The 24,067-nt window shown below is 71.8% G+C and carries 21 protein-coding genes and 2 pseudogenes; 12 read left to right on the top strand and 11 right to left on the bottom strand.

Annotated features, from left to right (window positions below):
• Positions 1 to 122: 122 nt before the first annotated feature.
• Positions 123 to 1,613, bottom strand: coding sequence for a tRNA (N6-isopentenyl adenosine(37)-C2)-methylthiotransferase MiaB (gene miaB, locus BKD26_RS33445; RefSeq protein ID WP_179166803.1), 1,491 nt, complete (start codon positions 1,611 to 1,613; stop codon positions 123 to 125).
• A gap of 50 nt (positions 1,614 to 1,663) precedes the next feature.
• Entirely contained in the window at positions 1,664 to 2,302 is a 639-nt protein-coding gene (locus BKD26_RS33440; RefSeq protein WP_084906047.1) for a TetR/AcrR family transcriptional regulator C-terminal domain-containing protein, read from the bottom strand.
• Positions 2,303 to 2,438: 136 nt separating this feature from the next.
• Between BKD26_RS33440 and BKD26_RS33435 the strand changes: the two genes are divergently transcribed.
• Positions 2,439 to 3,983, top strand: a complete 1,545-nt coding sequence (locus tag BKD26_RS33435; protein WP_084906045.1) for an APC family permease — start codon at positions 2,439 to 2,441, stop codon at positions 3,981 to 3,983.
• Positions 3,984 to 4,384: 401 nt separating this feature from the next.
• Positions 4,385 to 5,539, top strand: coding sequence for an agmatine deiminase family protein (locus BKD26_RS33430; protein WP_084906043.1), 1,155 nt, complete (start codon positions 4,385 to 4,387; stop codon positions 5,537 to 5,539).
• On the opposite strand, the gene BKD26_RS33425 is transcribed toward BKD26_RS33430, so the two are convergent.
• A complete protein-coding gene (locus tag BKD26_RS33425) occupies positions 5,511 to 6,920 on the bottom strand; it encodes a cytochrome P450 (RefSeq protein ID WP_084906041.1) in 1,410 nt (469 codons plus the stop codon). The genes BKD26_RS33430 and BKD26_RS33425 overlap by 29 nt on opposite strands.
• Positions 6,921 to 7,136: 216 nt before the next feature.
• Between BKD26_RS33425 and BKD26_RS41750 the strand changes: the two genes are divergently transcribed.
• Entirely contained in the window at positions 7,137 to 7,976 is an 840-nt protein-coding gene (locus tag BKD26_RS41750) for a hypothetical protein (protein ID WP_084906124.1), read from the top strand.
• Between the two features lie 78 nt (positions 7,977 to 8,054).
• Positions 8,055 to 9,053, top strand: coding sequence for a TAXI family TRAP transporter solute-binding subunit (locus BKD26_RS33415; RefSeq protein ID WP_084906039.1), 999 nt, complete (start codon positions 8,055 to 8,057; stop codon positions 9,051 to 9,053).
• On the opposite strand, the gene BKD26_RS33410 is transcribed toward BKD26_RS33415, so the two are convergent.
• Positions 9,043 to 10,446: a HAMP domain-containing sensor histidine kinase gene (locus BKD26_RS33410; RefSeq protein ID WP_084906037.1), complete on the bottom strand. Its 1,404-nt coding sequence runs from the start codon at positions 10,444 to 10,446 to the stop codon at positions 9,043 to 9,045. The genes BKD26_RS33415 and BKD26_RS33410 overlap by 11 nt on opposite strands.
• A gap of 15 nt (positions 10,447 to 10,461) precedes the next feature.
• The gene (locus BKD26_RS33405) at positions 10,462 to 11,208 is read right to left on the bottom strand and encodes a response regulator transcription factor (RefSeq protein ID WP_084906035.1); all 747 of its coding nucleotides are present in this window, start codon (positions 11,206 to 11,208) and stop codon (positions 10,462 to 10,464) included.
• Between the two features lie 284 nt (positions 11,209 to 11,492).
• Between BKD26_RS33405 and BKD26_RS33400 the strand changes: the two genes are divergently transcribed.
• The 7 genes from BKD26_RS33400 to BKD26_RS33370 all read left to right on the top strand — a co-directional run bounded on the left by BKD26_RS33400 (position 11,493) and on the right by BKD26_RS33370 (position 18,008).
• Positions 11,493 to 12,278: an amino acid ABC transporter ATP-binding protein gene (locus BKD26_RS33400; RefSeq protein ID WP_073755456.1), complete on the top strand. Its 786-nt coding sequence runs from the start codon at positions 11,493 to 11,495 to the stop codon at positions 12,276 to 12,278.
• 65 nt (positions 12,279 to 12,343) lie between these two features.
• Positions 12,344 to 13,267, top strand: coding sequence for a glutamate ABC transporter substrate-binding protein (locus tag BKD26_RS33395; protein WP_084906122.1), 924 nt, complete (start codon positions 12,344 to 12,346; stop codon positions 13,265 to 13,267).
• Positions 13,268 to 13,535: 268 nt separating this feature from the next.
• Positions 13,536 to 14,183 (top strand): amino acid ABC transporter permease, encoded by a 648-nt coding sequence (locus BKD26_RS33390; protein WP_084906033.1) that lies wholly within the window; start codon positions 13,536 to 13,538, stop codon positions 14,181 to 14,183.
• Positions 14,180 to 15,094, top strand: a complete 915-nt coding sequence (locus BKD26_RS33385; protein WP_084906031.1) for an amino acid ABC transporter permease — start codon at positions 14,180 to 14,182, stop codon at positions 15,092 to 15,094. The genes BKD26_RS33390 and BKD26_RS33385 overlap by 4 nt, the downstream gene beginning before the upstream one ends.
• 195 nt (positions 15,095 to 15,289) lie before the next feature.
• Entirely contained in the window at positions 15,290 to 16,888 is a 1,599-nt protein-coding gene (locus BKD26_RS33380) for an FAD-dependent monooxygenase (protein WP_084906028.1), read from the top strand.
• A gap of 197 nt (positions 16,889 to 17,085) precedes the next feature.
• Positions 17,086 to 17,631, top strand: a complete 546-nt coding sequence (locus BKD26_RS33375) for a cysteine dioxygenase (protein WP_084906026.1) — start codon at positions 17,086 to 17,088, stop codon at positions 17,629 to 17,631.
• Complete coding sequence (locus tag BKD26_RS33370) at positions 17,628 to 18,008, top strand: rhodanese-like domain-containing protein (protein WP_347106064.1); 381 nt, start codon at positions 17,628 to 17,630, stop codon at positions 18,006 to 18,008. Before BKD26_RS33375 ends, BKD26_RS33370 begins: the two co-directional genes overlap by 4 nt.
• A gap of 485 nt (positions 18,009 to 18,493) precedes the next feature.
• On the opposite strand, the pseudogene recX reads toward BKD26_RS33370, so the two are convergent.
• The 4 genes and pseudogenes from recX to BKD26_RS33350 all read right to left on the bottom strand — a co-directional run.
• Positions 18,494 to 19,204 (bottom strand): annotated as a pseudogene (recX, locus tag BKD26_RS33365) (recombination regulator RecX); the annotation flags it as partial.
• A 16-nt stretch (positions 19,205 to 19,220) separates the two neighbouring features.
• A pseudogene (recA, locus tag BKD26_RS33360) lies at positions 19,221 to 20,207 on the bottom strand (recombinase RecA); the annotation flags it as partial.
• Between the two features lie 208 nt (positions 20,208 to 20,415).
• On the bottom strand, positions 20,416 to 21,588 hold the full coding sequence (locus BKD26_RS33355; protein WP_107418088.1) for an AI-2E family transporter: 1,173 nt from the start codon (positions 21,586 to 21,588) through the stop codon (positions 20,416 to 20,418).
• A 225-nt stretch (positions 21,589 to 21,813) separates the two neighbouring features.
• Positions 21,814 to 22,008, bottom strand: coding sequence for a DUF3046 domain-containing protein (locus tag BKD26_RS33350; RefSeq protein WP_084906019.1), 195 nt, complete (start codon positions 22,006 to 22,008; stop codon positions 21,814 to 21,816).
• A 79-nt stretch (positions 22,009 to 22,087) separates the two neighbouring features.
• On the opposite strand from BKD26_RS33350, the gene BKD26_RS33345 reads away from it, so the two are divergent.
• Positions 22,088 to 22,996: a hypothetical protein gene (locus BKD26_RS33345; protein WP_084906017.1), complete on the top strand. Its 909-nt coding sequence runs from the start codon at positions 22,088 to 22,090 to the stop codon at positions 22,994 to 22,996.
• 40 nt (positions 22,997 to 23,036) lie between these two features.
• On the opposite strand, the gene BKD26_RS33340 is transcribed toward BKD26_RS33345, so the two are convergent.
• Complete coding sequence (locus tag BKD26_RS33340) at positions 23,037 to 23,345, bottom strand: AzlD domain-containing protein (protein WP_084906015.1); 309 nt, start codon at positions 23,343 to 23,345, stop codon at positions 23,037 to 23,039.
• Positions 23,342 to 24,055, bottom strand: coding sequence for an AzlC family ABC transporter permease (locus BKD26_RS33335; protein WP_084906013.1), 714 nt, complete (start codon positions 24,053 to 24,055; stop codon positions 23,342 to 23,344). Before BKD26_RS33335 ends, BKD26_RS33340 begins: the two co-directional genes overlap by 4 nt.
• Positions 24,056 to 24,067 lie beyond the last annotated feature (12 nt).

Raw genomic sequence — 24,067 nt, 5'->3', positions numbered from 1 at the left:
AAGGCCCCGCCGAACCCCCGCAGGCCCCGCCGGCCCCACCCCCCGAACCCCCGCAGGCCCCGCCGGCCCCACCCCCCGAACTCCCGCAGGCCTCGCCGGCCCAGCCCGCCGAAAGCGCCGGGTCAGCCGACCGTGCAGCCGCCCGTGACCGGGGGCAGCGGGGCCGGGGCGCCGATCTGCGGCAGGCCCAGCATGACGCCCGCGGGCTTGGCCGCCTCGGCGGCGTTGCGCTTCTCCCAGGCGTCGCCCGAGCGGGTGCGGCGTACGTGCGCCGTCGGGCCCTCCGCCAGGAGGTGGTGCGGGGCCGCGTAGGTGATCTCGACGGTCACCACGTCGCCCGGGCGCACGTCCTGCTCCGGCTTGGTGAAGTGCACCAGGCGGTTGTCGGGCGCACGGCCGGACAGGCGGTGCGTGGCACCGTCCTTGCGGCCCTCGCCCTCCGCGACCATGACCTCAAGGGTGCGGCCCACCTGCTTCTTGTTCTCCTCCCAGGAGATCTCCTCCTGGAGGGCGACCAGACGCATGTAGCGGTCCTGCACGACCTCCTTGGGAATCTGCCCCTCCATGGTCGCCGCCGGGGTGCCGGGGCGCTTGGAGTACTGGAAGGTGAAGGCCTGCGCGAAGCGCGCCTCGCGCACCACGTGCATGGTCTGCTCGAAATCCTCCTCCGTCTCACCGGGGAAACCCACGATGATGTCGGTGGAGATGGCGGCGTGCGGGATGGCCTCCCGCACCTTGCTGATGATCCCCAGGTAGCGCTCCTGGCGGTACGAGCGGCGCATCGCCTTCAGGACGGTGTCCGAGCCGGACTGCAGCGGCATGTGGAGCTGCGGCATCACGTTGGGCGTCTCGGCCATCGCGGCGATCACGTCGTCCGTGAAGTCGCGCGGGTGCGGGGAGGTGAAGCGGACGCGCTCCAGGCCCTCGATCTTGCCGCAGGCGCGCAGCAGCTTGCTGAAGGCCTCGCGGTCGCCGATGTCGGAGCCGTACGCGTTGACGTTCTGGCCGAGCAGGGTGATCTCGGAGACGCCCTCGGCGACCAGTGCCTCGATCTCGGCGAGGATGTCGCCGGGGCGGCGGTCCTTCTCCTTGCCGCGCAGCGCCGGGACGATGCAGAAGGTGCAGGTGTTGTTGCAGCCGACGGAGATGGACACCCACGCGGCGTACGCGGACTCGCGCCGGGTCGGCAGCGTGGAGGGGAACGCCTCCAGCGACTCGGCGATCTCGACCTGCGCCTCCTCCTGGATGCGGGCGCGCTCCAGGAGAACCGGCAGCTTGCCGATGTTGTGGGTGCCGAAGACGACGTCGACCCACGGCGCCTTCTTGACGATGGTGTCGCGGTCCTTCTGGGCCAGGCAGCCGCCGACGGCGATCTGCATACCGGGGCGCTTGGTCTTCATCGGGGCGAGTCGGCCGAGGTTGCCGTACAGCTTGTTGTCGGCGTTCTCGCGCACCGCGCAGGTGTTGAAGACGACGACGTCGGCATCGCCGTCGGAACCCTCGGGAGCGCGTACGTACCCGGCGTCCTCCAGCAGGCCCGACAGACGCTCGGAGTCGTGAACGTTCATCTGGCACCCGTAGGTGCGTACCTCGTACGTCTTCAAACCGTCCACTACTCCGCCAGCCACGTCGTTACCGCTCACCCGTCAAGGGTAAGGGGTCCTCACCGGCCAGGGGTGACGACGGCGGAGAGGCCGTCGAGGAGGAGGGCGAGGCCCGTCTCGAAGCCGCGGTCGTCGAGGCCGGGCAGCCCCGAGGGGTCGGCGTCGGCGTCTTCGAGGGCGGCGGCGAGGGAGGGGTAGGCCGGGCGGTAGCCGTTCGGGGGGCGGGTGAAGCCGGCGGTGAAGGTCTCCAGGGCCGAGCCGAGGACCAGGTAGTCGAGCGCGGCGGCGACCTCGGCCGCCTTGGCGGGGGTGCAGCCGATACGGATCAGGGCGGCGATCAGGGTGTCGTAGCCGCGCAGGGCCTTGTCCGCCTCCACGCGGCGCCGGGCCACCAGGGCGATCATGTGCGGGTAGCGGAGGTACACGCGGCGGTAGCCGCGGGCGTAGGCGGCGATGCCCTCACGCCAGCGCGGGTCGTCGAGCGGGGCGAGGTCGATCTCCTCGTTGATCCGCTCCAGTGCGGCGTCCAGCAGATCGTCCTTGGACGCCACGTGGTGGTAGAGCGAGGCCCCGCGCACTCCCAGGCGCTGTGCGAGGGCCCGCATGGTCAGGGCTTGGGGGCCCGTCTCCTCGAGGAGTTCGAGCGCCGTGCGCGCGATGCTCTCGCGGCTCAGCAGTGGCTGGCTCGGTCGGCCCATCGCGGTGCTCCCCCTCTTCCCGTCGCCAGGTTACCGGGCGGGAGGGGTTCACATTCGGCCAGTGGCGCGTTAAGTTCCCCGCACCCCGATACCTAACAACGTTAGATTTAGAACGCCGAGCCGCCGAGGTGAACCTATGACGCCGACCCCACCCGAACCTCCAGCCCTGGACAGTGACGCCGCACGCCTCGGTGACCTGGGCTACCGGCAGGAGCTGCGCCGCAGCCTCGGCATCCTGGGGAACATCTCCATGGGCTTCGCCGTGGTCTCCCCCGTGGTGGCCCTCTACGCGGTGGCCATGGTCGGCACGACCGTCGCGGGTCCCGCCTGGATCTGGGCGCTGCCGGTGGTGCTCGTCGGCCAGTGCCTGGTCGTGAACGTCTACTCCGAGCTCGCGTCCCAGTGGCCGCTCGCGGGCGGCCCGTACCAGTGGAGCCGCCGCCTGCTGGGGCCGGCCTTCGGCTGGATGGGCGGCTGGGTGTGGCAGTTCGCCGTGATGTTCGGCAACACCACCGTGGCGTACCTCGCCTCCCCCTGGGTCTTCGCCCTGTTCGGGATCACGCCCTCACCCGGGGCGATGGTGGCGGTGGCCGTCTCGATCCTGCTCGGCTGCATGCTGATCAACGCGTACGGCATCCGGGTGCTGAGCTTCATCGTGTCCCTGGGCATCGCCGCCGAGGCGGTCGCGTCCGTCGTCGTCGGCTTCTCCCTGCTGCTGTTCTTCCGGGAGCACGACTTCGTCCTGTTCACGGACACCATGGGCGCCGAGGCGCTGTCGGGCGGTTCCACCGCGCTGGGCTTCCTCGCCGCGATCGCCGTGGCCGGCTGGGCGTTCATCGGTTTCGACGCCTGCGTCTCCACCTCCGAGGAGACCAAGGACGCGGGCCGGCAGGTGCCTCGCGCCATGTGGTGGGCGCTGCTCAGTGTCGGCGCGGTCGTGATCCTGAACGCGATGGCGGTCGCCCTGTCCCACCCCGCCCCCGAGAAGGTCGTCCTCGGCGAGGACATCGACCCGGTGACCACGGCGGTGGTGCACTCCTTCGGGTCCTGGTCCGACAAGCCCTTCGTGGCCGTCGTCCTGGTCGGCTTCCTCGCCTGCGCCATGGCGTCCCAGGGCGGCGCGGCACGCGGGCTGTACTCCCTGGCCCGGGACGGCGTCTTCCCCTTCTCCCGGCAGGTACGGAAGGTCAACAGCCGCCAGGCGCCCATCGGTGGTCTGGTCGCTTCCACCCTGGTCAGCGGTACGGCGCTGCTGCTGGGCCTCGACGCCACCGCCATCGGCAGCCTGATCGCCTTCGGTACGGCGGCGACCTTCCTGCCGTTCTTCCTGACGTCGCTGGCCGCGCTGGTCGCCCGCCTGCGCGGCACGTGGGTGCCCTCCGGTCACATCCGGCAGGGCAGGAAGGGCACCGTCCTCAATGCGCTGGCCGTGCTGTGGACCGGCTTCGAGGTGGTCAACGTCTGCTGGCCGCGCGCCATCCTCGCCCCTCCGGGCGCCCCCTGGTACCAGATCTGGGCCGGGCTCATCGGCACCGCCGTGATCATCCTCGCCGGGCTGGTCTACCTGGTCACGAAGCGCCCGCAGGACAAGATCCGCGAGGGCGGCGACCGGCCGGCGGCCACCGGCTCCGGCGCGCCGGACGCGGATCCGACCGCCGCGCTCGCGGCCGACGCCTCCTGACGGCGGCGCGGCACGCCCGCGCCCGCGCCCGCCGAAGCGCCCCGGCGCAGACCGTCACCCCGCGCGGCGCGCCTCGCTGAGCCCGGTGTCCGCGGTCCGACGCGGTGTGACGCGCCCTGCGGCCCGACGCCCGGCGTAACCGAGCTGGGCAACACGGAACGGCGCCGGTCCCCGCGACCGGAGGTCCCGCGACCCGATGCCCAGCGACCCGATGCCCAACGACCTGGTGGCGCGGCCACAGGCCCAAGGCGACGCCAAGCGACCCGAAGGCCCGGCGCCCGGGCGACGCCCCGCACCCCCGGCGCCCCCGCACCCGCCGGACGCGCCCCCGCGCCGGTACCCGCGCGCATCCCCGTACCCGCCCCCCAGTCACGTACCACCCAGCCAAGAGGAGAGACGAGATGAGCCTGCCCCGCACCCACCGCGTCCCGCAGCTGAGCAGAAGGGTCTTCGGCGGCGCGGCCCTGACAGCCGCCGCGGCCGCCCTGCTCGGCCCCGGCCGTGCCGTCGCCGCCGCCTCGACCGCCGTGACCGCCAACGAGGAGACGACCATGTTCCACGCCCCCGCGGAGTGGGAAGCGCACTCCGGCTGTGTCATGGCCTGGCCCTGGGACCCGGCCGTCGGCTGGGGCGGGCTGCTGCGCGACGTCCAGGCCGAGATAGCCGGCATCGCCCGGGAGATCGCCCGCTTCGAGTCCGTCCTCATGGTCGCCGAGCCGGGCCGGGGCGCGGAAGCCCGCGCCCAGTGCGGCAGCACGGTCACCGTCATCGAGTACCCGATCAACGACTGCTGGACGCGCGACACGGGCCCCGTCTTCGCCGTCGACGCGGGCAGGACGCAAAAGATCGGGCTGGACTTCCGGTTCAACGGCTGGGGCGAGAAGTACCCGTACGACAAGGACGACCTCCTCCCGGTCGGCGTCTGCGACCACCTGGGCGTACCGCGCAAGGCCGTCGACCTGGTCCTGGAGGGCGGGGCGGTCATCACGGACGGGCAGGGCACGCTCATCACCACCGAGGAGTGCCTGCTCCACCCCAACCGCAACCCCTCCATGAGCCGCGCCGAGATCGAGGCCGCGCTGCTGGCGGCGTACGGAGCGAGCAAGGTCGTCTGGCTGCCGTACGGGCTCCACAACGACGACATCACCAACGGTCACGTCGACCTCGTCGCCGCCTACCTCGGCCCGGCGAAGGTCCTCCTCCACACCCAGCCCGACGCCACGAGCCCCAACCACGCCCGGATGGCGGCCAACAAGGCGGTGCTGAACAACGCCACGGACGCGCGCGGGCGCCGGTTCGAGATCGTGGAGCTCCACCACCAGCCGCACTACCGGCTGAACGGGCTGCTGGTGGAGACGTTCAGCTACACCAACTACTACGAGACCGGCGGCAGCGTCGTCGTACCCCTGTCCGGCGAGCCGGCGGACGCCCTCGCCCTCGCCCAGTTCCGCACCCTGTTCCCCACCCGCGAGGTCGTCGGCGCCAGGGCGCGCATCCTGGGCTGGGGCGGTGGCGGGGTCCACTGCGTCACGCAGCACGTCCCGAGGACGCAGTAGCGCGGAGGGTGGCGTTCAGGGGGGCCGACGGCTGGAGCAGCAGGCCCACCCGGGGCGCCACCTCCCCGGCCGGGAGGTCGAGCCGGAAGCGCTGCGCGAGGGTGGCCAGCAGCAGGACGGCTTCCACCTGGGCGAACCGGGCGCCGAGGCAGGTGCGCTGGCCGCCGCCGAAGGGGTACCACGCGTGGTCGGGTACGGCGTGGCCGGGTACGGCGTCAGCGCCTCCGGCGTCCCAGCGTTCGGGCCGGAACGCCTCCGGGTGCGGGAACCAGCGTGGGTCGCGGTGGGTGGTCCACGGGCTGCACCAGACGATGGTGCGGGCCGGGACGCGGGTGCCACCGAGGGTGGCGCCTTCGCGGGCGACGGCCGCGAGGAGCCAGGCGGGCGGGTAGAGCCGCAGGGCCTCCTTGACGATCTGCTGGGCCCAGGTGAGCCGGTCGTAGTCGTCGATGGTGGGGGGACGTCCGGCCAGTTCGCGGTCGAGTTCGGCGTCGAGGCGGTGCCGGACGGAGGGGGACGCCGAGAGCAGGTACCACATCCAGGTCAGGGCGGTGGACGTCGTCTCGTGCCCGGCCGCCCACAGGGTGACCGCCTCGTCGCGCACCTCCCGGGGCGACAGCGGCCGGCCGTCCTCGTCGCGGGCCGCGAGGAGCCGCCCCAGCAGGTCGTCCCGACCCCCGTCGACCTCGGCTCCCTCGCCCTCGGCGGCCTCCCGCAGCCGCGCCCTGATGAGCCGGTGCACTTCGGCGTCGATCGTGGCCACGGCCGCCCGCAGCCGCTGCCGCGCCGGGGTGGTGACCCAGCCGGGCATGAACAGGCTCACGCTCCGCAGTTCGGCGCCGATCACGTGCTCGGCCACGTTCATGGCGTCGGCCAGTGCCCGGGTCGCGTCGCCCAGGTCGTTGCCGAACAGGCAGCGCAGCACCACCCGTTGGGTGATGAGCGCCATCTCCCGGCGTACGTCGATCCGCTCGCCGTCCCGCCACTGATCGGCCGCCGACCGGGCACACTCGACCATGGTCGCCGCGTACGCCTTGACCTGACGCGGCCGTACGGTGGGCTGGACCAGCGAGCGCTTGCGGCGCCAGTCGTCGCCCTTGCTCATGATCACGCTCTGGCCGACGACCCGCTTGAACGCCCAGCCGATCTCCAGGATGTCGTACGCGCTCTCACGGGCGCCCAGCAGCTCCGTGATGTGCTCGGGGTGGGACACGAACAGGCTCTGCCGAGGCCCCAGCGACCAGCGCACGGCGTCCCCGAACTCGTCCCGCAACCGCGTAAGGAACGCCAGCGGATCCCTGCCGAACTCCGGGAGGTTGCCCAGTACGGGCAGGCCACGGGGCCCGGGTACGGGGGTGAGGGGAACGCTGCACGTGGTCACATGGGCTCCAGCGGTCGGGCTCGCGCTCTACGGCGGTACGCGGTACTCGACACCCTTAACGCGGCAGGCTCCGTGAGGTGGCGACCGGCCGCCCACCACGGCTCAGCGGCCCAGCGGCCCAGCGCCCCCGGGACGGCAACGCCAAGTGACGGAGCACGGGGCGCCGAGGAGAAAATCCGTGCCCTTCAGTGCGCCTGCCATGGAACGATGCGCGTCGTGACGGAGACGACCCCCTATGACCAGGCCCGCGACCAGTTCTCCCGGTCCGCTTTGGCGCGCCTCGTACTGTGCGACCGCGCTGTCCGCTTGGCCGAGACCGCTGGAAACCTGGCGGTCACTCGCTACGACGCGTACACCGCCCTGGGAGGTCGTGTCAGTGAGGCCCTGTCCTTGGTCCGGCTTGCGGAGCGGCTCCTGGTCGGCGCCGTGATCTACGAGCGCGAGCGTGGGAGTTCCTGGGAGGACATAGCCCGGTACCTGGACATGGACAGCGCTGCGGCAGAGGAACGCTTCACCCCCGAAATCGATCGATGGAACACGGCATTCGTGGTGCCCTATCACGTGGACGAGACCGGCCGTAAGCGCATCCCTCAGCTACCGACGGCGGCGTACGACCCCAAGGACGCGTGCAGGCGGCTCGACCTCTGGGCGCACTTGCGCCTGATCGTCGAGGACAAACGGGCCGTGAGTGCCGGCCTCCGTGTGAGCTTCCCGACGGACGACACAGCCGACCCGTCGCTGCGCGACATCGGCGGATGGATATGGCAGCGGAACCTGGCCGCGTTCATGGAGCTGCTGTCCCGATATGTCGACAGTGACTTCGACGAGACCGACATGGACCGGTTGGCACTCGGCCTGGAGGCAACCGATGACGAGGACCCGGACGGCTGGTTCGCGTACCCGCTGATCGGGTCCACGGCCTCGCTGGAGGTCCGGCTGGCGAACTCCGTCGGCAGCGACGTACTGTCCGTCGTCGTCGCGGGCGCCTGGTCCGCCGCACTGCGCCTGCGGATCGACACCCTCATGTCGGCTCTCTCCGCCGACGCCCAGCCCTGAGGCCGGTTGCCGGCAGCGAGCCGAACCGTTGTACGCCGGGCCTGGTCATCGCCGGGAGTGAGCTGGCAGGATCGCGCCATGCTCCAGGTCCTGTCCCGCATCAGCCGCCGCCGCGCCCTCCGGGGGTCGGCGGTGGGTCTCGTGGTGCTGGGCCTGCTCCTGTGGTGGCTGGTGCCCACCGGGGCGCCGTCCCCGCGCGGGAAGGTCACCTTCAGCACCGGCGTACCGACCGGGGTGTACCAGCGGTACGGCGAGCTTCTGGAGGAGGCGCTCGGGCACAATGTGCCGGACGTGGCCATAACCCTGCTCAATAGCGAGGGCTCCGGGCAGAACCTCGCCCGGCTCGCGTCCGGGGAGGCCGACTTCACCATCGCGACGGCCGACGCGGCGGCGACGTACATCCGGGACAGCCGGCCGGGCGCGTACGCGCTGCGCGGCTGTGCGCGGCTGTACGACGACTATGTGCAGCTGATCGTGCCCAAGGGCTCGAAGGTGCGCTCCACCCGCGATCTGCGGGGCCTGCGGGTCGGGGTGGGGCAGGAGGGGTCGGGCGTACGGCTGATCGCGAACCGGCTGCTCCAGGCCGCCGGAATCGATCCGGCCACGGGGATCAAGGCCGTCTCGGCCGGGATCGACACCATGCCGACGCTGCTGGAGCAGGACCGGCTGGACGCGTTCTTCTGGTCGGGCGGCCTTCCCACCAGCGCCGTGCAGAAGCTGTCGGAGCGCTTCCCGATCCGGCTCGTCCCGCTGGAGGGCGACCTGATCAACCGGGTGCACGAGGGCAGCGGCAACGGCCGCCACTACCGCTCGGCCGTCGTACCCGCCGACGCCTACGCCCTCGCCCAGGAGGGCCGGCAGGTCGAGACGGTCGCCGTGGCCAACCTGCTCGTCACCACCGACCGTACGGACCCGGCGCTGGTGGAGGCCTTCACGCGCACGGTGATCCACAGCCGGGACCGGATCGGCCGCGAGGTGCACCCCGCGCAGCTGGTCGACCTGCGGACGGCGCTCTACACCGACCCGCTGCCACTGCACGAGGGAGCGCGGCGCTACTACCGCTCGGTCAAGCCCTAGCCGTTTCGGGCTGGGTGCGCGGGACGCTGACCGTGACGCGCAGGCCGTGCGGCTCGTGGTGGGAGTACGCGATCGAGCCGCCGCCCGCCGCGAGCAGGGCGCGCGAGATGGACAGGCCGAGGCCCGAGCCCTTGACGTTCTGGTGCCGGTTGCTGCGCCAGAAGCGGTCGCCGACACGGGCCAGCTCCTCGTCGGTCAGGCCGGGGCCGCGGTCCGTGACCACGATCGTGGAGGTGTCGCCGTCGGCGGCGACGGTCACGGTGACCTCCTCCCCGGCCGGGGTGAACTTCAGCGCGTTGTCGATCACGGCGTCCAGGGCGCTGGAGAGCGCCACCGGGTCGGCCCAGGCGGTGACGGCCGAGCCGCACCCGGTCAGGCGGACGCCCTTCTCGTCGGCGAGCGGCCGCCAGGCGGCGACGCGCTCACCGGCCAGCTCGCCGATGTCGGTGAGCCGCAGGTCGGCGGGGGCGTGCTCGGCCAGGGCGAGGTCCAGCAGGTCGTCGAGGACCTGGGCCAGGCGCTTGCCCTCGGTGCGTACGGAGGCGATCTCCTCGTTGCCGGGCGGCAGTTCCAGCGCGAGCAGCTCGATGCGCAGCAGGAGCGCGGCGAGCGGGTTGCGCAGCTGGTGCGAGGCGTCGGCGACGAAGGCGCGCTGTTGCTCCAGCACCTCTTCGACGTTGTCCGCCATCTCGTTGAACGACCGGGCCAGGCGCCGTAGCTCCGGGGGGCCGCCGGCCGCCGCGACCCGGGAGTTCATCCGGCCGGTCGCGATGTCGTGCGTGGCCGCGTCCAGGACCCGGACGGGCTTGAGCACCCACCCGGTGAGCCGGAACGCCGCGCCGACCGCCAGCAGCATGGCGGCGACCTCGCCGGCCGCGATCAGCAGCCAGCCGTGCAGGATGCGCGAGCGCAGCTGGCCGGTGGGCGAGTCGGTGAGCACGACGGCGACGACGTCCCCGTCCCGTACGACCGGTGAGGCGACCGCGAGGCGGGCGTGCGGCTGCCAGGGCCAGACCTGGGGCGGGTCGTGGCTGCGGCGGCCCAGCAGGGCCTCGCGGAAGGCGCGGCGGGGCTCGCCGCTCTCGGGGACGTCCCAGTCCTTGGGGGCGCGGGCCATGGCGGTGGTGTCGCGGTAGAAGACGCCGACCTCGATCCCGTACACCTCGTGGTAGCGGACGAGTTCGCCCTGGAGGGTGGACTGCCGCTCGTCTATGCCGGCGCCGCGCTCGGTGACGAACTGGGCGAGTGCCGCGAAGCGGGCGGTGTCGTCGATCCGGTCGACGACGACGGTCTGCTGCTGGGCGGCGGCGAGGCTGGCCGCGAGGGGGAAGCCCAGCGCGAGCAGCACGCCCGCCATGAGGACGAGGAGCAGCGGGAGCAGACGGGTGCGCACAGGGGCTTCAGGGCGTTACGCGGCCGGCGCGACCAGGCGGTAGCCGACGCCGCGCACGGTCTCGATGAGGGCGGGCATCCGCAGCTTGGCGCGCAGGGACGCCACATGCACCTCCAGGGTGCGGCCGGTTCCCTCCCAGCTGGTGCGCCAGACCTCGCTGATGATCTGCTCCCGCCGGAAGACGACGCCGGGCCGCTGCGCGAGCAGGGCGAGCAGGTCGAACTCCTTGCGGGTGAGCTGGACCTCCGTACCCGCCACGCTGACCCTGCGGGTGGACAGCTCGACGGTGACGGAGCCGAGGCGCAGCGGCGCCGCCTCGTCCGTACCACCCGTACCGCCCGTACCGCCCGTACCGCCCGTACCGCTGTTGTCGTCGGCGTCCGCGGGGCCGGAGCGGCGGCTGACGGCGTGGATGCGGGCGAGCAACTCGCCCGTGTCGTACGGCTTGACGACGTAGTCGTCGGCGCCGAGGTTGAGCCCGTGGATCCGGGAGCGGACGTCGGCCCGCGCGGTGACCATGATCACCGGCGTGGAGGTGAGCTTCCGGATCTTGCCGCACACCTGGTAGCCGTCCTGGTCGGGCAGGCCGAGGTCGAGGAGTACGACGCCGAAGGGCGCCCGTCCGGCGTTGGCGGCGGGCAGCACGGCCTGGAGCGCCTCCTCGCCGTTGCGGGCGTGGGTGACGTCGAACCCGTGCTTCCTGAGGATCGCGGACAGGGCCGCGGCGACATGGTCGTCGTCCTCGACGAGCAGCAGTCTCATGGCCCCCCTCCGAAAGGTGCGATCGCTTTGGTGACCATACGGCCACTTGGGCATGAACGCCGATGTACGCCCTGCCAGTCAAGAGGGTTCCGGGGGCATCCGGGTTTCCGTTATGCACCCGTACTCCGGACCGCCGTCCCGGAGCCGCCCCGAGCCCGTCCCGTTCACGCATAGTGTCCGGTTGCAGCCGGATCGTTATGCTCAATTTCCGCTCAGATGTAATGACGCTGGTCGCACTGCGTGATTAGTGTCCTCCCAACCGAGGAGGACGGAGCAAGAAGCCGATGAGCGGAGTGTCAGTGACCAAGGGCGCGGAGGACGCCGTACCGACGGCGAGCGACCTGGTCGTGCTGAGCAACGTCAACAAGCACTTCGGCGCGCTGCATGTGCTCCAGGACATCGACCTGACCATCGCCCGTGGCGAGGTCGTGGTCGTCATCGGACCGTCCGGGTCCGGCAAGTCCACGCTGTGCCGCACCATCAACCGCCTGGAGACGATCGACTCGGGCAGCATCACCATCGACGGCAAGCCGCTGCCACAGGAGGGCAAGGAGCTCGCCCGGCTGCGCGCCGACGTCGGCATGGTCTTCCAGTCGTTCAACCTCTTCGCGCACAAGACGGTGCTGGAGAACGTCATGCTGGGCCAGGTCAAGGTCCGCAAGGCGGACAAGAAGGCCGCGGAGCAGAAGGCCCGGACGCTGCTCGACCGGGTGGGCGTCGGCTCCCAGGCCGACAAGTACCCGGCGCAGCTGTCCGGCGGGCAGCAGCAGCGCGTCGCGATCGCCCGGGCCCTGGCGATGGACCCGAAGGTGATGCTCTTCGACGAGCCCACGTCGGCGCTCGACCCCGAGATGATCAACGAGGTCCTCGAGGTCATGCAGCAGCTGGCGCGGGACGGGATGACGATGATCGTCGTCACCCACGAGATGGGCTTCGCCCGGTCCGCCGCGAACCGGGTCGTCTTCATGGCGGACGGCCGGATCGTCGAAGAGGCGACGCCGGAGCAGTTCTTCAGCAGTCCGCGCAGCGACCGGGCCAAGGACTTCCTGTCGAAGATCCTTCACCACTGACGGATCCCGCCGGTACCAGCGGCGACGACGACGACCAACGAACCACGACATAAGGGATGTTCACCATGAAGCTCCGCAAGACGGCCGCGCTGGCCGTTGCTGTGCTCGCGCTGACCGCGACCGCCTGTGGTGGCAAGGAGGGCTCCGCGGGCGACAAGCCGGGCGGCGTCCAGCCCGGCGCCACGAACGCGCCGGCCCTGCCGAAGTACGTCGTCGCGACGAACGTCGACCTGAAGGGCTCGGCGACGTTCAAGGCCGCCAAGGAGCGCGGCAAGCTGATCATCGGCTCCAAGGCGGACCAGCCGTACCTCGGCTTCGAGGACCAGGCCACCAAGAAGCGCTCCGGCTTCGACGTCGAGATCGCCAAGATGATCGCCGCCGACCTGGGCTTCACCGAGTCCCAGATCGAGTGGAAGACGGTCGACTCCAGCACCCGTGAGACCGCCATCTCCAAGGGCCAGGTCGACTACTACGTCGGTACCTACACGATCAACGACAAGCGCAAGGCGCTGGTCGGCTTCGCGGGTCCGTACTACAAGGCCGGCGCCGACCTCCTGGTCCGCAAGGACGAGACCGCGATCACGGGTCCGGAGACCGTCCGGGGCAAGAAGGTCTGCTCCATCACGGGCTCCACGCCGCTGCAGGAGATCAAGAAGCCGCAGTACGGCGCCGAGACCACCGAGCTCGGCAAGTACTCCGACTGCGTCCAGCAGCTGCTCACCAAGCAGGTCGACGCGGTGACGACGGACGACGCGATCCTCAAGGGGTACGCCGCCCAGAACCCGACCAAGCTGAAGGTCGCCGGCAAGCCGTTCACCCAGGAGCCGTACGGCATCGGCATGAACAAGGACGACAAGGTCCTGCGCGACGCGGTCAACACCGCGCTGGAGAACCGGATCAAGGACGGCACGTACAAGAAGATCTACGAGGCCACCCTCGGTCTGTCCGGCTCGGCCTACACCGCGCCGCCGGCGCTCGAGCGCTACTGATCGCCCCGCTTCACGACGAAGCGCCCCGTACCTGAGGTGTACGGGGCGCTCCGCCGCCCGTGCTCCGCGCGCGTCGCCCGCGCGAGCACGTCCGCCCCACGGGCACGTCGACCGCACGGGCACGTCGACCGCACGCCCCACGTACCGCACGCCGTACCGCACGCACGCCGTACCTCGCACACGCTGCCCCGCACGCACCCTGACCCGCAAGCACCTTGACCCGCACGCACCTTGACCGCCAGCCGCTGACCGCCGACGCGGAGACCCCATGAACGTACTGCTCGACCACTTCTCAGAGTTCCGCGACGGCTTCATAGGAACCGTGTCGATCACCGCCGTCAGCACCGCCATCGCGCTGGTCCTCGGCATCGCCATCGCCGGTTGCCGGGTCTCCCCCGTCCCGCCGCTGCGCTGGTTCGGCACGGCGTGGGTCACCCTGCTGCGCAATACGCCGCTGACGCTGCTGTTCCTGGTGACGACGTTCGTGGTGCCCGAGATCCTCTTCCCGGGCATGAGCGCCTTCGTCCTCGGCTCGATCGCGCTCGGCTTCTACACCTCCTCCTTCATCTGCGAGGCGGTCCGCTCCGGCATCAACACGGTGCCGCTGGGCCAGGCAGAGGCGGCCCGTTCCCTCGGCATGACGTTCTCGCAGACGCTGCGGCTGATCGTGCTGCCGCAGGCCACCCGTACCGTGCTGCCGCCGCTGAGCTCGATCCTCATCGCGCTCACCAAGAACTCGGCCATCGCGGGCGCCTTCAGCGTCACCGAACTCTTCGGCTGGCAGAAGCTGATGAGCGAAGAGGGCTACGACATCATCCCGATCTTCATCTGGGTCTCCCTCGCCTACCTGGTGGTCACCTTCTCCATCAGTGGTGTCTTCCGATTCCTTGAGCGCCGCCTGGAGGTCGCCCGATGAGCGCCAGCGTTCTCTTCGACGCCCCCGGCCCCAAGGCCGTCATCCGCAACCGCGTCTACGCCGTCCTCGGCACCGCCGCCATCGTGGGGCTGCTCGCCGTCGTGATCATGCGGCTGGGCGACAAGGGGCACCTCGCCCCCGAGATGTGGGACATCTTCAACTACGCCGGTATCCGGCAGAACATCGCCGACGCCGTCCTCGCCACCCTGAAGGCCTTCGGCATCGCGGCCGTCGGCTCACTCGTACTGGGCGTGCTGCTGGCCGTCGCGCGGCTCTCCGACCACAAGCCGGTCCGGTGGCTGGCGACCGGCTTCATCGAGCTGTTCCGCTCCATCCCGCTGCTGATCACCATCTACGCCGTATGGGTCGGTTTCCTGACCGACTACTCGATGTGGGCGCTGGCGGCCGGCCTGTCGATCTACAACGGCTGCGTCCAGGCCGAGGTGCTGCGCGCCGGCGTCAACTCCGTGCCGAAGGGCCAGCGGGAGGCCGCGTACGCGCTCGGCATGAGCAAGACGCAGGTCATGACCACCGTGCTGCTGCCGCAAGCCGTCCGGGCGATGCTGCCGACGATCATCAGCCAGCTGGTGGTGACCCTCAAGGACACCTCGCTCGGCTTCATCATCCTGTACCCCGAGCTGCTCCAGACGGCCCGTCTGATCGCCTCCAACACGCAGGTCAACGGCATGTACCCGTACGTGTCGACGATCGTGGTGATCGGTGCCATCTACGTCGCGATGTGCCTGGCGCTGTCCGCGCTCGCGACCTGGATCGAGAAGCGCGGGCGCCGCGCCAAGACGGGCATCGGACCGGCCGACCCGGCCGGAAGCGCGGCCGTGCTGGCCGGCGACGCCGGTAACGCGGCGGGGCTCGGCACCTTCCCCGACGTGCCCGGGATCTCGAAGGACTGACGGTATGTGACATCATCCGGGTGTCTTGCGCGGTGTACGGGGGCAGTGGCGTTCGCGCCGCTGCCCCCGTCACTTGACGCAAGCAGCGGCAGTGGGTTGCATACGTTCTGTGATCACGTCGCGTCGGGCTCCAGCCGCACTGTCCCGTGTTTCCCCTGCTCACCGCATGGCCGTACGGGCCTCAGGAGCCATGTCGTGGACCCGGTGATCGTGGTCGGCGCCGGTCCGGTCGGGCTGGCGCTCTCCCTCGCCCTGGCCGCGCAGGGCGTACCCTCCGTCGTCCTGGACGAGGGCCCCGGCAAGGACGAGCCGCGCGCCTCGCGCACCGCCGTACTGCGCCCGGACACGGCGGCGTTCGTGGAGCGCCTCGGCTGCGCCACCGTACGGGACGAGGGGGCGCGCTGGACCGGCTGGCGGTCGATGCGCCGCAGGCAGCAGATGCGGCACGTCGAGTTCGGACTAGACGCCCCGTCGCCGCTGCACATCCCGCAGCACGCCCTGACGCGCGGGCTCCGGGAGGCCATCGCCGCGCTCCCGGACCCGGACCTGGTGCGGGTGGTCACGCACAGCCGCCTGGACGGCATCGAACAGGACGCGCACGGCGTGACGGCGCACACGCGCGGGGCCGGTGCGACCTCGTGGCGCGGCAGTCACCTGGTCGGCTGCGACGGGGCCCGCTCGACCGTGCGCAAGCTGCTGGGCGTCCGTTTCCCGGGGCGTACGGCGGTGGAGCGGCACGCGGTGGCCGCCCTGCACGCCGAACTACCCTGGCCGGACGAGGCCTTGCTGCACCGTCAGCCGCCGTGGCGCGGCGTGGGCGAGGAAGTCACGGCCCGGCCGCTGCCGGACGGCGCGTGGCGGCTGGACTGGCTGCTGCCACCGCGCGGTGACCTGGTGACGCCCGACGCGCTGGTGTCCCGGATCCGCGAGACGCTGGCCGGCTGGTGCGGTGCGGCACCGGCGTACGACCTGGTCGACACCGGCGTCTACACGCTGCACCACCGGCTCGCGAAGCGGTGGCGCGTGGAGCGGGCCTTCCTCGCCGGGGACGCCGCCCACCTGCTGGGCGCGCTCGGTACGCAGGGGCTGGACGAGGGGCTGCGGGACGTCGAGAACCTGGCGTGGAAGCTGGCGCTGGCCTGGCGCCACGGGGCGTCGGAGGCGCTGCTGGACAGCTACCAGGCCGAGCGGCGCACGGCGGTCGCGGCCCGGCTGCGGGCGGCCGACCAGTCGTTGCCGGTGCTGCGCGGTGCGGGCGGGCTGCGGACGTATCTGCGGGGCGGTGGGCATGACGCGCTGCTGATGGACGGGCACGTGGGGCGCGGCCCGCTCGGTGCGCCGCCCGCGTACCCGCACTCCCCCCTCGCGCCCTCGTACGCCGAGGCGCACACGAGCGTCGGTACGCCGCCCGGTGCGCCGGTGGCGGACGTGCGGGTCACGGCTCCGGAGGACGGCACCACCGCGCGGCTGCGGGACCGGCTGGGCCGGGGCAGGCTCCTGGCGGTGCTGGTCGCGCCGGGTACGGGGGTGTGGGACCGGAGGCACTGGATGTCCGCGGGCGTGATGCCCCGGCTGGTGGAGGCGGTGGCCGGTCTTCCGGTCGAGGGTGAGGTGTTGGTCACGGAGGCGTACCCCGGGGCGGCCGCGCACACCGTGCTGCTGGTGCGGCCCGACGGGCATCTGGCGGCGGCCTTCACCGGGGTCCGGCCGGCGGAGCTGCACGCGGCGGCCGACGCGGTGCGCGGCGGTGCGCCGTCGCCCGAGCACAGCGACCGGACGGCCGACGTCAATTGACGTGATGGGGAGTACGTGCTGTACTCCCGATCATGAACGGCACCGATGTGCGCCTGTGGCGGAGGGTCCATATGGACCTGGTCCGCTATGCGGGCTGCGTGTGTCGTCGGTCCTGCTGAACTCGCTCTTTTCCTTTACGCGCCGTTTGCCGTGCGCGTTTTCCGCGACTTCATGTCCAGGACCCAGGACGGTTTTCCATGTCCCAGTCTGTCTCCCCCTCCCCCTCCCCCTCCGCATCTGTGGTCGCCGATGTGCCAACGGCTGCCCAGCTCCTCGACTTCGTCCGCCGCACCGCGGCCGACCCCGCGCTGATCTCCTCCCTCCCGCTCGACCCGGAGGGCCGCACATGGGTGCGGCTCGACGGGCCGGGCGGCAGCGAGGCCTGGCTCATCGGCTGGCCGCCCGGCACCGGCACGGGGTGGCACGACCACGCCGAGTCGCTCGGCGCCTTCGCCACGGCGCGCGGCGCGCTGAGGGAGAACTCCCTGTCCGTGCGGCTGCCTTCGGGCGGCTGGCGGTCACTCGAACTGAACGAGGGCGTCGACCGCGAGCGCCTGCTGCGGGCGGGCGAGGGGCGGGTGTTCGGCCGGCACCATGTGCACGAGGTGCTGAACGAGTCGCCCGCGGAGCACGCCGTGTCGGTGCACGCGTACTACCCGCCGCTGCCGCTGATCCGGCGCTTCAGCCGTACCGGCCCGGTGCTGCGTCTGGAGCAGGTCGAGCGTCCGGAGGACTGGCAGTGACCATCGACGAGTTGCTGGAGCAGGTCCGGGCGGGGCTGGACCGGGTGACCCCGGGCGAGGCCTTCGCGGCGGCCGAGGCGGGTGACGCGCTGCTGGTGGACATCCGGTACGCGGCGCTGCGCGAGCGCGACGGGCTGATCCCCGGGGCGCTGGTCGTGGAACGCAACGAACTGGAGTGGCGCCTCGACCCCCAGGGCAGCCACCGCGCCCCGGAGGCGGTGAGCCACGACCTGCGGGTCGTCGTGGTGTGCGACGAGGGGTACGCCTCGTCCCTGGCGGCCGCGTCCTTGCACCAGCTGGGCCTCCACCGCGCGACCGACCTCATCGGCGGCTTCCAAGCCTGGAAGGCGGCGGACCTCCCGGTCACCGCCCCCTGACGCCCCGGCCGCCTCGGCCCTCCACGTCCCTGGCTGCCCCGCGTACCACTCGCGAGGCAGGCCACCGAAGCCGAGCCACCCCGCCGGGTCCCCCCTCTCCCCCCGCCTCGACGCCCCCTGCTGCCATGCCCCCGCCGAGCCGCCCAGGTCACGGGACGCCGGGCGCGAGCGGCCGACCGGCGCGGAAGCCCACCGGGGCGCGCGGCCTACCAGGCACGTGGCCGGAGTGGGCGCGGGGCCCTCCAGGCGCTGGCGCCGGGCGCGGCTCCACCAGGCGCGGGCCCTACGCAGGCGCAGATGCCAGGTGCGGCCGGAGCGGGCGCGGGGGGCCCTCCAGGCAGGGGTGACGGGCGCGCCCGAGCCAGGCGCGGGCCCGACCAGGCGCGGGCCCGACCAGGCGCGGAAGCCAACCGGAGCGCGCGGCCAGACCGGTACGGAGGCCGATCGGGACGTGCGGCCCAGCAGGCGCGCGGGGCGCCGGCGGGTCAGAGGCCCTCGTAGGGCAGGTCCTCCGTGTCCTCGCCCTCCGCCTCCAGCGCCTGCCGGACCACCCGCAAGGCCATGCCTTCCGGGTAGCCCTTGCGAGCGAGCATGCCCGCGAGGCGGCGGAGGCGGCGGTCGCGGTCGAGGCCGCGGGTCGACCGGAGTCTGCGGGCCACCAGCTCGCGGGCCGTCTCCTCCTCCTGCTCGGAGTCGAGCTGACCCACCGCTTCGTCGATCAGCTCGGCGTCCACCCCCTTGGTGCGCAGCTCCCGCGCGAGGGCACGGCGGGCCAGGCCCCGGCCGTGGTGCCGGGACTCCACCCACGCTCCCGCGAAGGCCGCGTCGTCGATCAGGCCGACGTCCTCGAAGCGGGAGAGGACCTCGTCGGCGACCTCGTCCGGGATCTCACGTTTGCGCAACGCGTCCGCGAGTTGCTTGCGGGTGCGCGGGGTCCCGGTGAGCAGGCGCAGGCAGATCGCCCGCGCCCGCTCAGCCGGATCCTGGGGCGACAGCTCCTGCTCGGCCCTCGACGAGTCGGTGCTGTCGCCCGGCCATTCGGTGCGCCGGACCACGGGGTCAGGCCTTGGCGGCCGCGGTCTTGGTCGCCTTGGTGGCCTTGGCCGCCGGGGCCGGAACCGACTTCGCCGGCTCGTCCGAGGCCGCCGCCGCTCCCGTCGCTCCCGCCGCGTCCGTGCCGGGCTCGGCCGCCGGGGCCTCGGGCCGGACGCCGACGCCCAGCTTCTCCTTGATCTTCTTCTCGATCTCGTTGGCGAGGTCCGGGTTGTCCTTCAGGAAGTTGCGGGCGTTCTCCTTGCCCTGGCCCAGCTGGTCGCCCTCGTACGTGTACCAGGCGCCCGCCTTGCGGACGAAGCCGTGCTCGACGCCCATGTCGATCAGACCGCCCTCGCGGCTGATGCCCTGGCCGTAGAGGATGTCGAACTCGGCCTGCTTGAACGGCGGCGCGACCTTGTTCTTGACGACCTTGCAACGGGTGCGGTTGCCGACCGCCTCCGTGCCGTCCTTGAGGGTCTCGATACGGCGGATGTCGATACGCACCGAGGCGTAGAACTTCAGCGCCCGGCCACCCGTCGTGGTCTCCGGCGAGCCGAACATCACACCGATCTTCTCGCGGAGCTGGTTGATGAAGATCGCCGTGGTCTTGGACTGGTTGAGCGCGCTGGTGATCTTCCGGAGCGCCTGGCTCATCAGACGGGCCTGGAGACCCACGTGCGAATCGCCCATCTCGCCCTCGATCTCCGCGCGCGGCACGAGCGCCGCCACGGAGTCGATGACGATCAGGTCGAGCGCGCCGGAGCGGACCAGCATGTCCACGATCTCCAGGGCCTGCTCGCCGTTGTCGGGCTGGGACAGGATCAGGTTGTCGATGTCGACGCCGAGCTTCTTCGCGTACTCGGGGTCGAGGGCGTGCTCGGCGTCCACGAACGCCACCTGGCCGCCGGCCTTCTGCGCGTTGGCCACGGCGTGCAGGGTGAGGGTCGTCTTACCGGAGGACTCCGGGCCGTACACCTCCACCACGCGCCCGCGGGGCAGCCCGCCGACGCCGAGTGCGACGTCCAGCGCGGTCGACCCGGTCGGGATCACCTCGATGGGCTCGTTCGGCCGCTCGCCGAGGCGCATCACCGCGCCCTTGCCGAATTGCCGTTCAATCTGTGCGAGCGCGGCGTCGAGCGCCTTCTCGCGGTCGGTTCCTGCCATGGGTTCCACCCGGTTTGCTTGAGTCGATCGCTTCACGTCAAAGACGCTAACCCCTGCCACTGACAATGGGCCCCGACGTCCCTCCGACCTGTGGACAACTCAGCGGCCGACACCTCGTCGCCCCCGTAATTCCGGGCCGGAACCCCCATAAGAATGGATGTTCGATTTTGCTGTCAAGCGAGCCACACCGGTCCGCCGCGGGGCGTCGTCACACCCGCCCGCACCCGCGTCCGGCGCCGTCGCGTGGCGGTGCCCCGGCGCCCGGTTCCTGTTCCTTCTTGGCGCCGAGGGCCCGCTGCACCCGGGCCAGGACGGCCTCACCGTGCCGCCGGTGGCCGTGCACCCGCGGGTCCTCCGTCACGTCGTACCGCTTCACGTACGCGCCGAGGAACGCCTGGAGGGTCGCGACCGCAGGGATCGCGATGAGCGCGCCGACCGCGCCGAGCAGCGCGGTGCCCGCCACGACCGACCCGAAGGCCACCGCCGGGTGGATGTCCACGGTCTTGGCGGTGAGCTTGGGCTGGAGCACGTAGTTCTCGAACTGCTGGTACACCACGACGAACGCCAGCACCCACAGCGCGTACCAGGGGTTCTCGGTGAAGGCGATCAGCATCGGCAGCGCGCCCGCCAGGTAGGTGCCGATGGTGGGGAGGAACTGCGAGACCAGACCGACCCACACGGCCAGCGCGGGCGCGTACGGCACCGCCAGGAACTCCAGCAGGACGTAGTGGGCGACGCCGGAGATCAGGGCCATGAGCCCGCGCGAGTACAGATAGCCGCCGGTCTTGTCGACGGCGATCTCCCACGCGCGCAGCACCTCGGCCTGCTTGGCGGGCGGCAGGACGGAGCACAGGGCCCGGCGCAGCCGCGGACCGTCGGCCGCGAAGTAGAACGAGAACAGGAAGATCGTGAGTAGCTTGAACAGCCCGCCGAGCACGGTCGCCGAGACGTCCAGAACTCCGCTCGCGCTGTTCTGCACGTACTTCCGCAGCCAGTCGGAGCGCAGCAGGCTGTCCTGGGCCTCGACCCGGGACAGCTCGGTGTGGAACGTGTGGTTGATCCAGTTGATCAGCGAGTCGAGGTACCGGGGGAAGTCCTCGACCATCTCGATGATCTGGCCGGCCAGCATCGAGCCGAGCAGCACGACGAAGCCGACACCGACCGCCAGGACCGCGAAGAAGACCAGGAAGGTGGCGAGGCCGCGGCGCATTCCCCGGGCGGCCATCCGCCCGACGGCGGGTTCGATCGCCAGCGCCAGGAAGAAGGCGATGAGGATGTTCAGCAGCAGGCCGATGAGCTGATGGAACGCCCAACTGCCCAGCTGGAAACAGGCGTAGAGGGCGAGGGCCAGGACCATGGCCTTCGGGAGCCAGCGAGGCATGCGGGCGGCGGGGTGCCCGCCGCCGGTCGACGTGGTCGCCGTCGCCGCCGCGGTCCTGCTCGGCGGCACGGCGGCCGGGTTGGTGGCCGGTGACGCGGGTTCGCCCGTCACCGGCTCGGTGGTCGTCGTCTCTGTCTCGTCAGTCGGGGCCACGGGCCAAGTCTCCCGTACGGCTGTGACACTCGGCCGGCCAGCCCGGAGATCACCGCTTCAGCACACGACCGCTCACCGCTTGTCGGCGGGGACGTCCACGGCCGCGCAGACCGCCCGCCACACGTCCTTCGCCTCCCACCCCGCGTCCAGCGCCTGGTACACCGTCCGGCCGCCCAGCTCGGACATGACATGGTCCCGAGCGAAGGACTCGGCGTACGCCTCACCGAAGTGGTCCGCCATCCGCTCCCAGAAAATCGTCAACCGCATGCCTCAAGTATCCCGCTCCTGAGAGTGCAGCCCTGTCCACGCCGCTTGCCGAAAGCCCTTTCCGCCCTACGGTCGGAACATGGCTGGAACTCCCCTCTCGCGCGCCGAGCACTTCATCTGGCTGACGGCCCGCGTGCTCGAACAGCGGCGGTTCGCTTACCACTTCCTGGGCGGTGGCGCCGACTCCGTGGAGGCCGCCCTCACCGCGTACCTCAACGAGGACGGGGGCTACGGACACGCCCTGGAGCCGGATCTGCGCGGACCCGTCAGCCAGCCGCTGCACACCGCTCACGCACTGCGGGTGCTGGACTCCATCGGCCGCTGCGGCGGACTGCGCGTGGACCGCATCTGCCGCTACCTGACGGGCGTGACCACCCACGACGGGGCCCTTCCGGCCCTTCACCCCTCGATCCGGGGCTATCCGGTCGCTCCGTTCATGCCGGTCGTGGACGACCCGCCCAGTGACCTGCTGGCCACCGGCCCGGTCGTCGGGCTCCTCCACCGCAACCAGGTGTGGCACGCGTGGCTCTTCCGCGCCACGGACTTCTGCTGGGCCGCCGTCGACGCGCTGGAGAAGTCGCATCCGTACGAGATCCAGGCCGCCGTCGCGTTCCTGGACGGGGTTCCGGACCGTGCCCGCGCGGAGGCCGCCGCGGACCGGCTCGGCCGCCTGGTGCGGGAGCAGCGGCTGGCGGTGCTGGATGCGGACCGCGTCGACGAGTATCCGGTCGCGCCCGGCTACGCCCCGGGCGAGCATCACTTTCCGCACGACTACGCGCGCGTGCCGGACTCGCTCGCCCGGCACTGGTTCACGGACGAGGAGATGGACCGGTCCCTGGACCGCCTCGCGGCCGACCAGGAGGAGGACGGCGGCTGGCCGGTCAGGTGGCGCCAGTGGGCGCCGGGCACGGCCCTGGAGTCCCGCCCGATCGTGACGATCGAGGCGCTGCGTACGCTGCGGGCGCACGGCCGCCGGATCGGCGGCTGATCCCGGAGAGCCGCGCCCCTTGCCGCCGGTCCCGGGGCCCTCAGCCGCCTACGGCCCGTACACCCGCCGTCACCGCCACCGCGGCGGCGACCACGACCAGGAAGGGCGCGCGCAGCACCAGGGCGAGCGCCGCCGCGGCGAGGCCCGCTCCCCGCGCGTCGACGACGAGCGCGCTGTTGCTGCCGAAGGTGTGCTGCGCCGTGAGCGCGGCCAGCAGCGCGACGGGCAGCAGCGCCGACAGCCGCTGCACCAGCGGCCGCTCCAGCGTCCCCGCGGGAACCAGGAGCCCGATCAGCTTGAGGAGGTAGCAGCCGGCGGCGGTCAGCCCTATGGCGATCCAGATGGTCAACGGTCTGTCCCCTTCTCCCCGGCGGGGCCGGTCTTGCGGCCCTCGCACCACAGCACGACGGGCGCGGCCAGTGCCGCGACCAGTACCGGCACCCCGGCGGGCAGCACCGGAAGGAGGCCCAGCCCGAGGACGACGGCGATCGCGGCGACCGCCCGCTCGGTGGCCGTCCGCAGCATGGGCGCCAGAAGGGCGAGGAAGACGGCCGGCCCGGCGGCGTCCAGTCCCCACGCGTCGGTGTCACCGATGGCCTCGGCGCCCAGCGCCCCGAGGAGCGTGGTGAGGTTCCACAGCGCATAGAGGGTGATCCCGGTGACGGTGAAGCCGAGACGGGCGGCCCGCCGGTCCGGCTGGGCGAGCGACACGGCCGCCGTCTCGTCGATGACCCAGTGGGCGGCGAGCGGCCGTACGGACCGGGGCAGGGCCAGGAGCTGTGACAGCCGCAGCCCGTAGAAGGCGTTCCGGGTGCCGAGGAAGAAGGCGCCCGCGGCGGCGGTGAACGGATTCCCGCCGGCGGCCAGGGCTCCGACGAGCGCGAACTGCGAGGCGCCCGTGAAGACCAGCAGGCTGAGCGCGCAGCTCTGGAGCAGGCCGAGCCCGGCCCCGGCCGAGGTCACGCCGAACGCGAAACCGGAGAGTCCGACGGCCACGCCGACGCCGAGCGCGTCCCGGACGACGGCACGGTCGGGCTTGGTCGCGGGCGGTATGCCCATCTGTGTGAGTGC

Origin of the sequence: Streptomyces sp. CB03238, from assembly GCF_002099185.1 — a bacterium.
Lineage (GTDB): Bacteria > Actinomycetota > Actinomycetes > Streptomycetales > Streptomycetaceae > Streptomyces.
The sequence above is the reverse complement of the archived record's forward strand: the minus strand, read 5'-3'. Positions and strand labels throughout refer to the sequence as shown.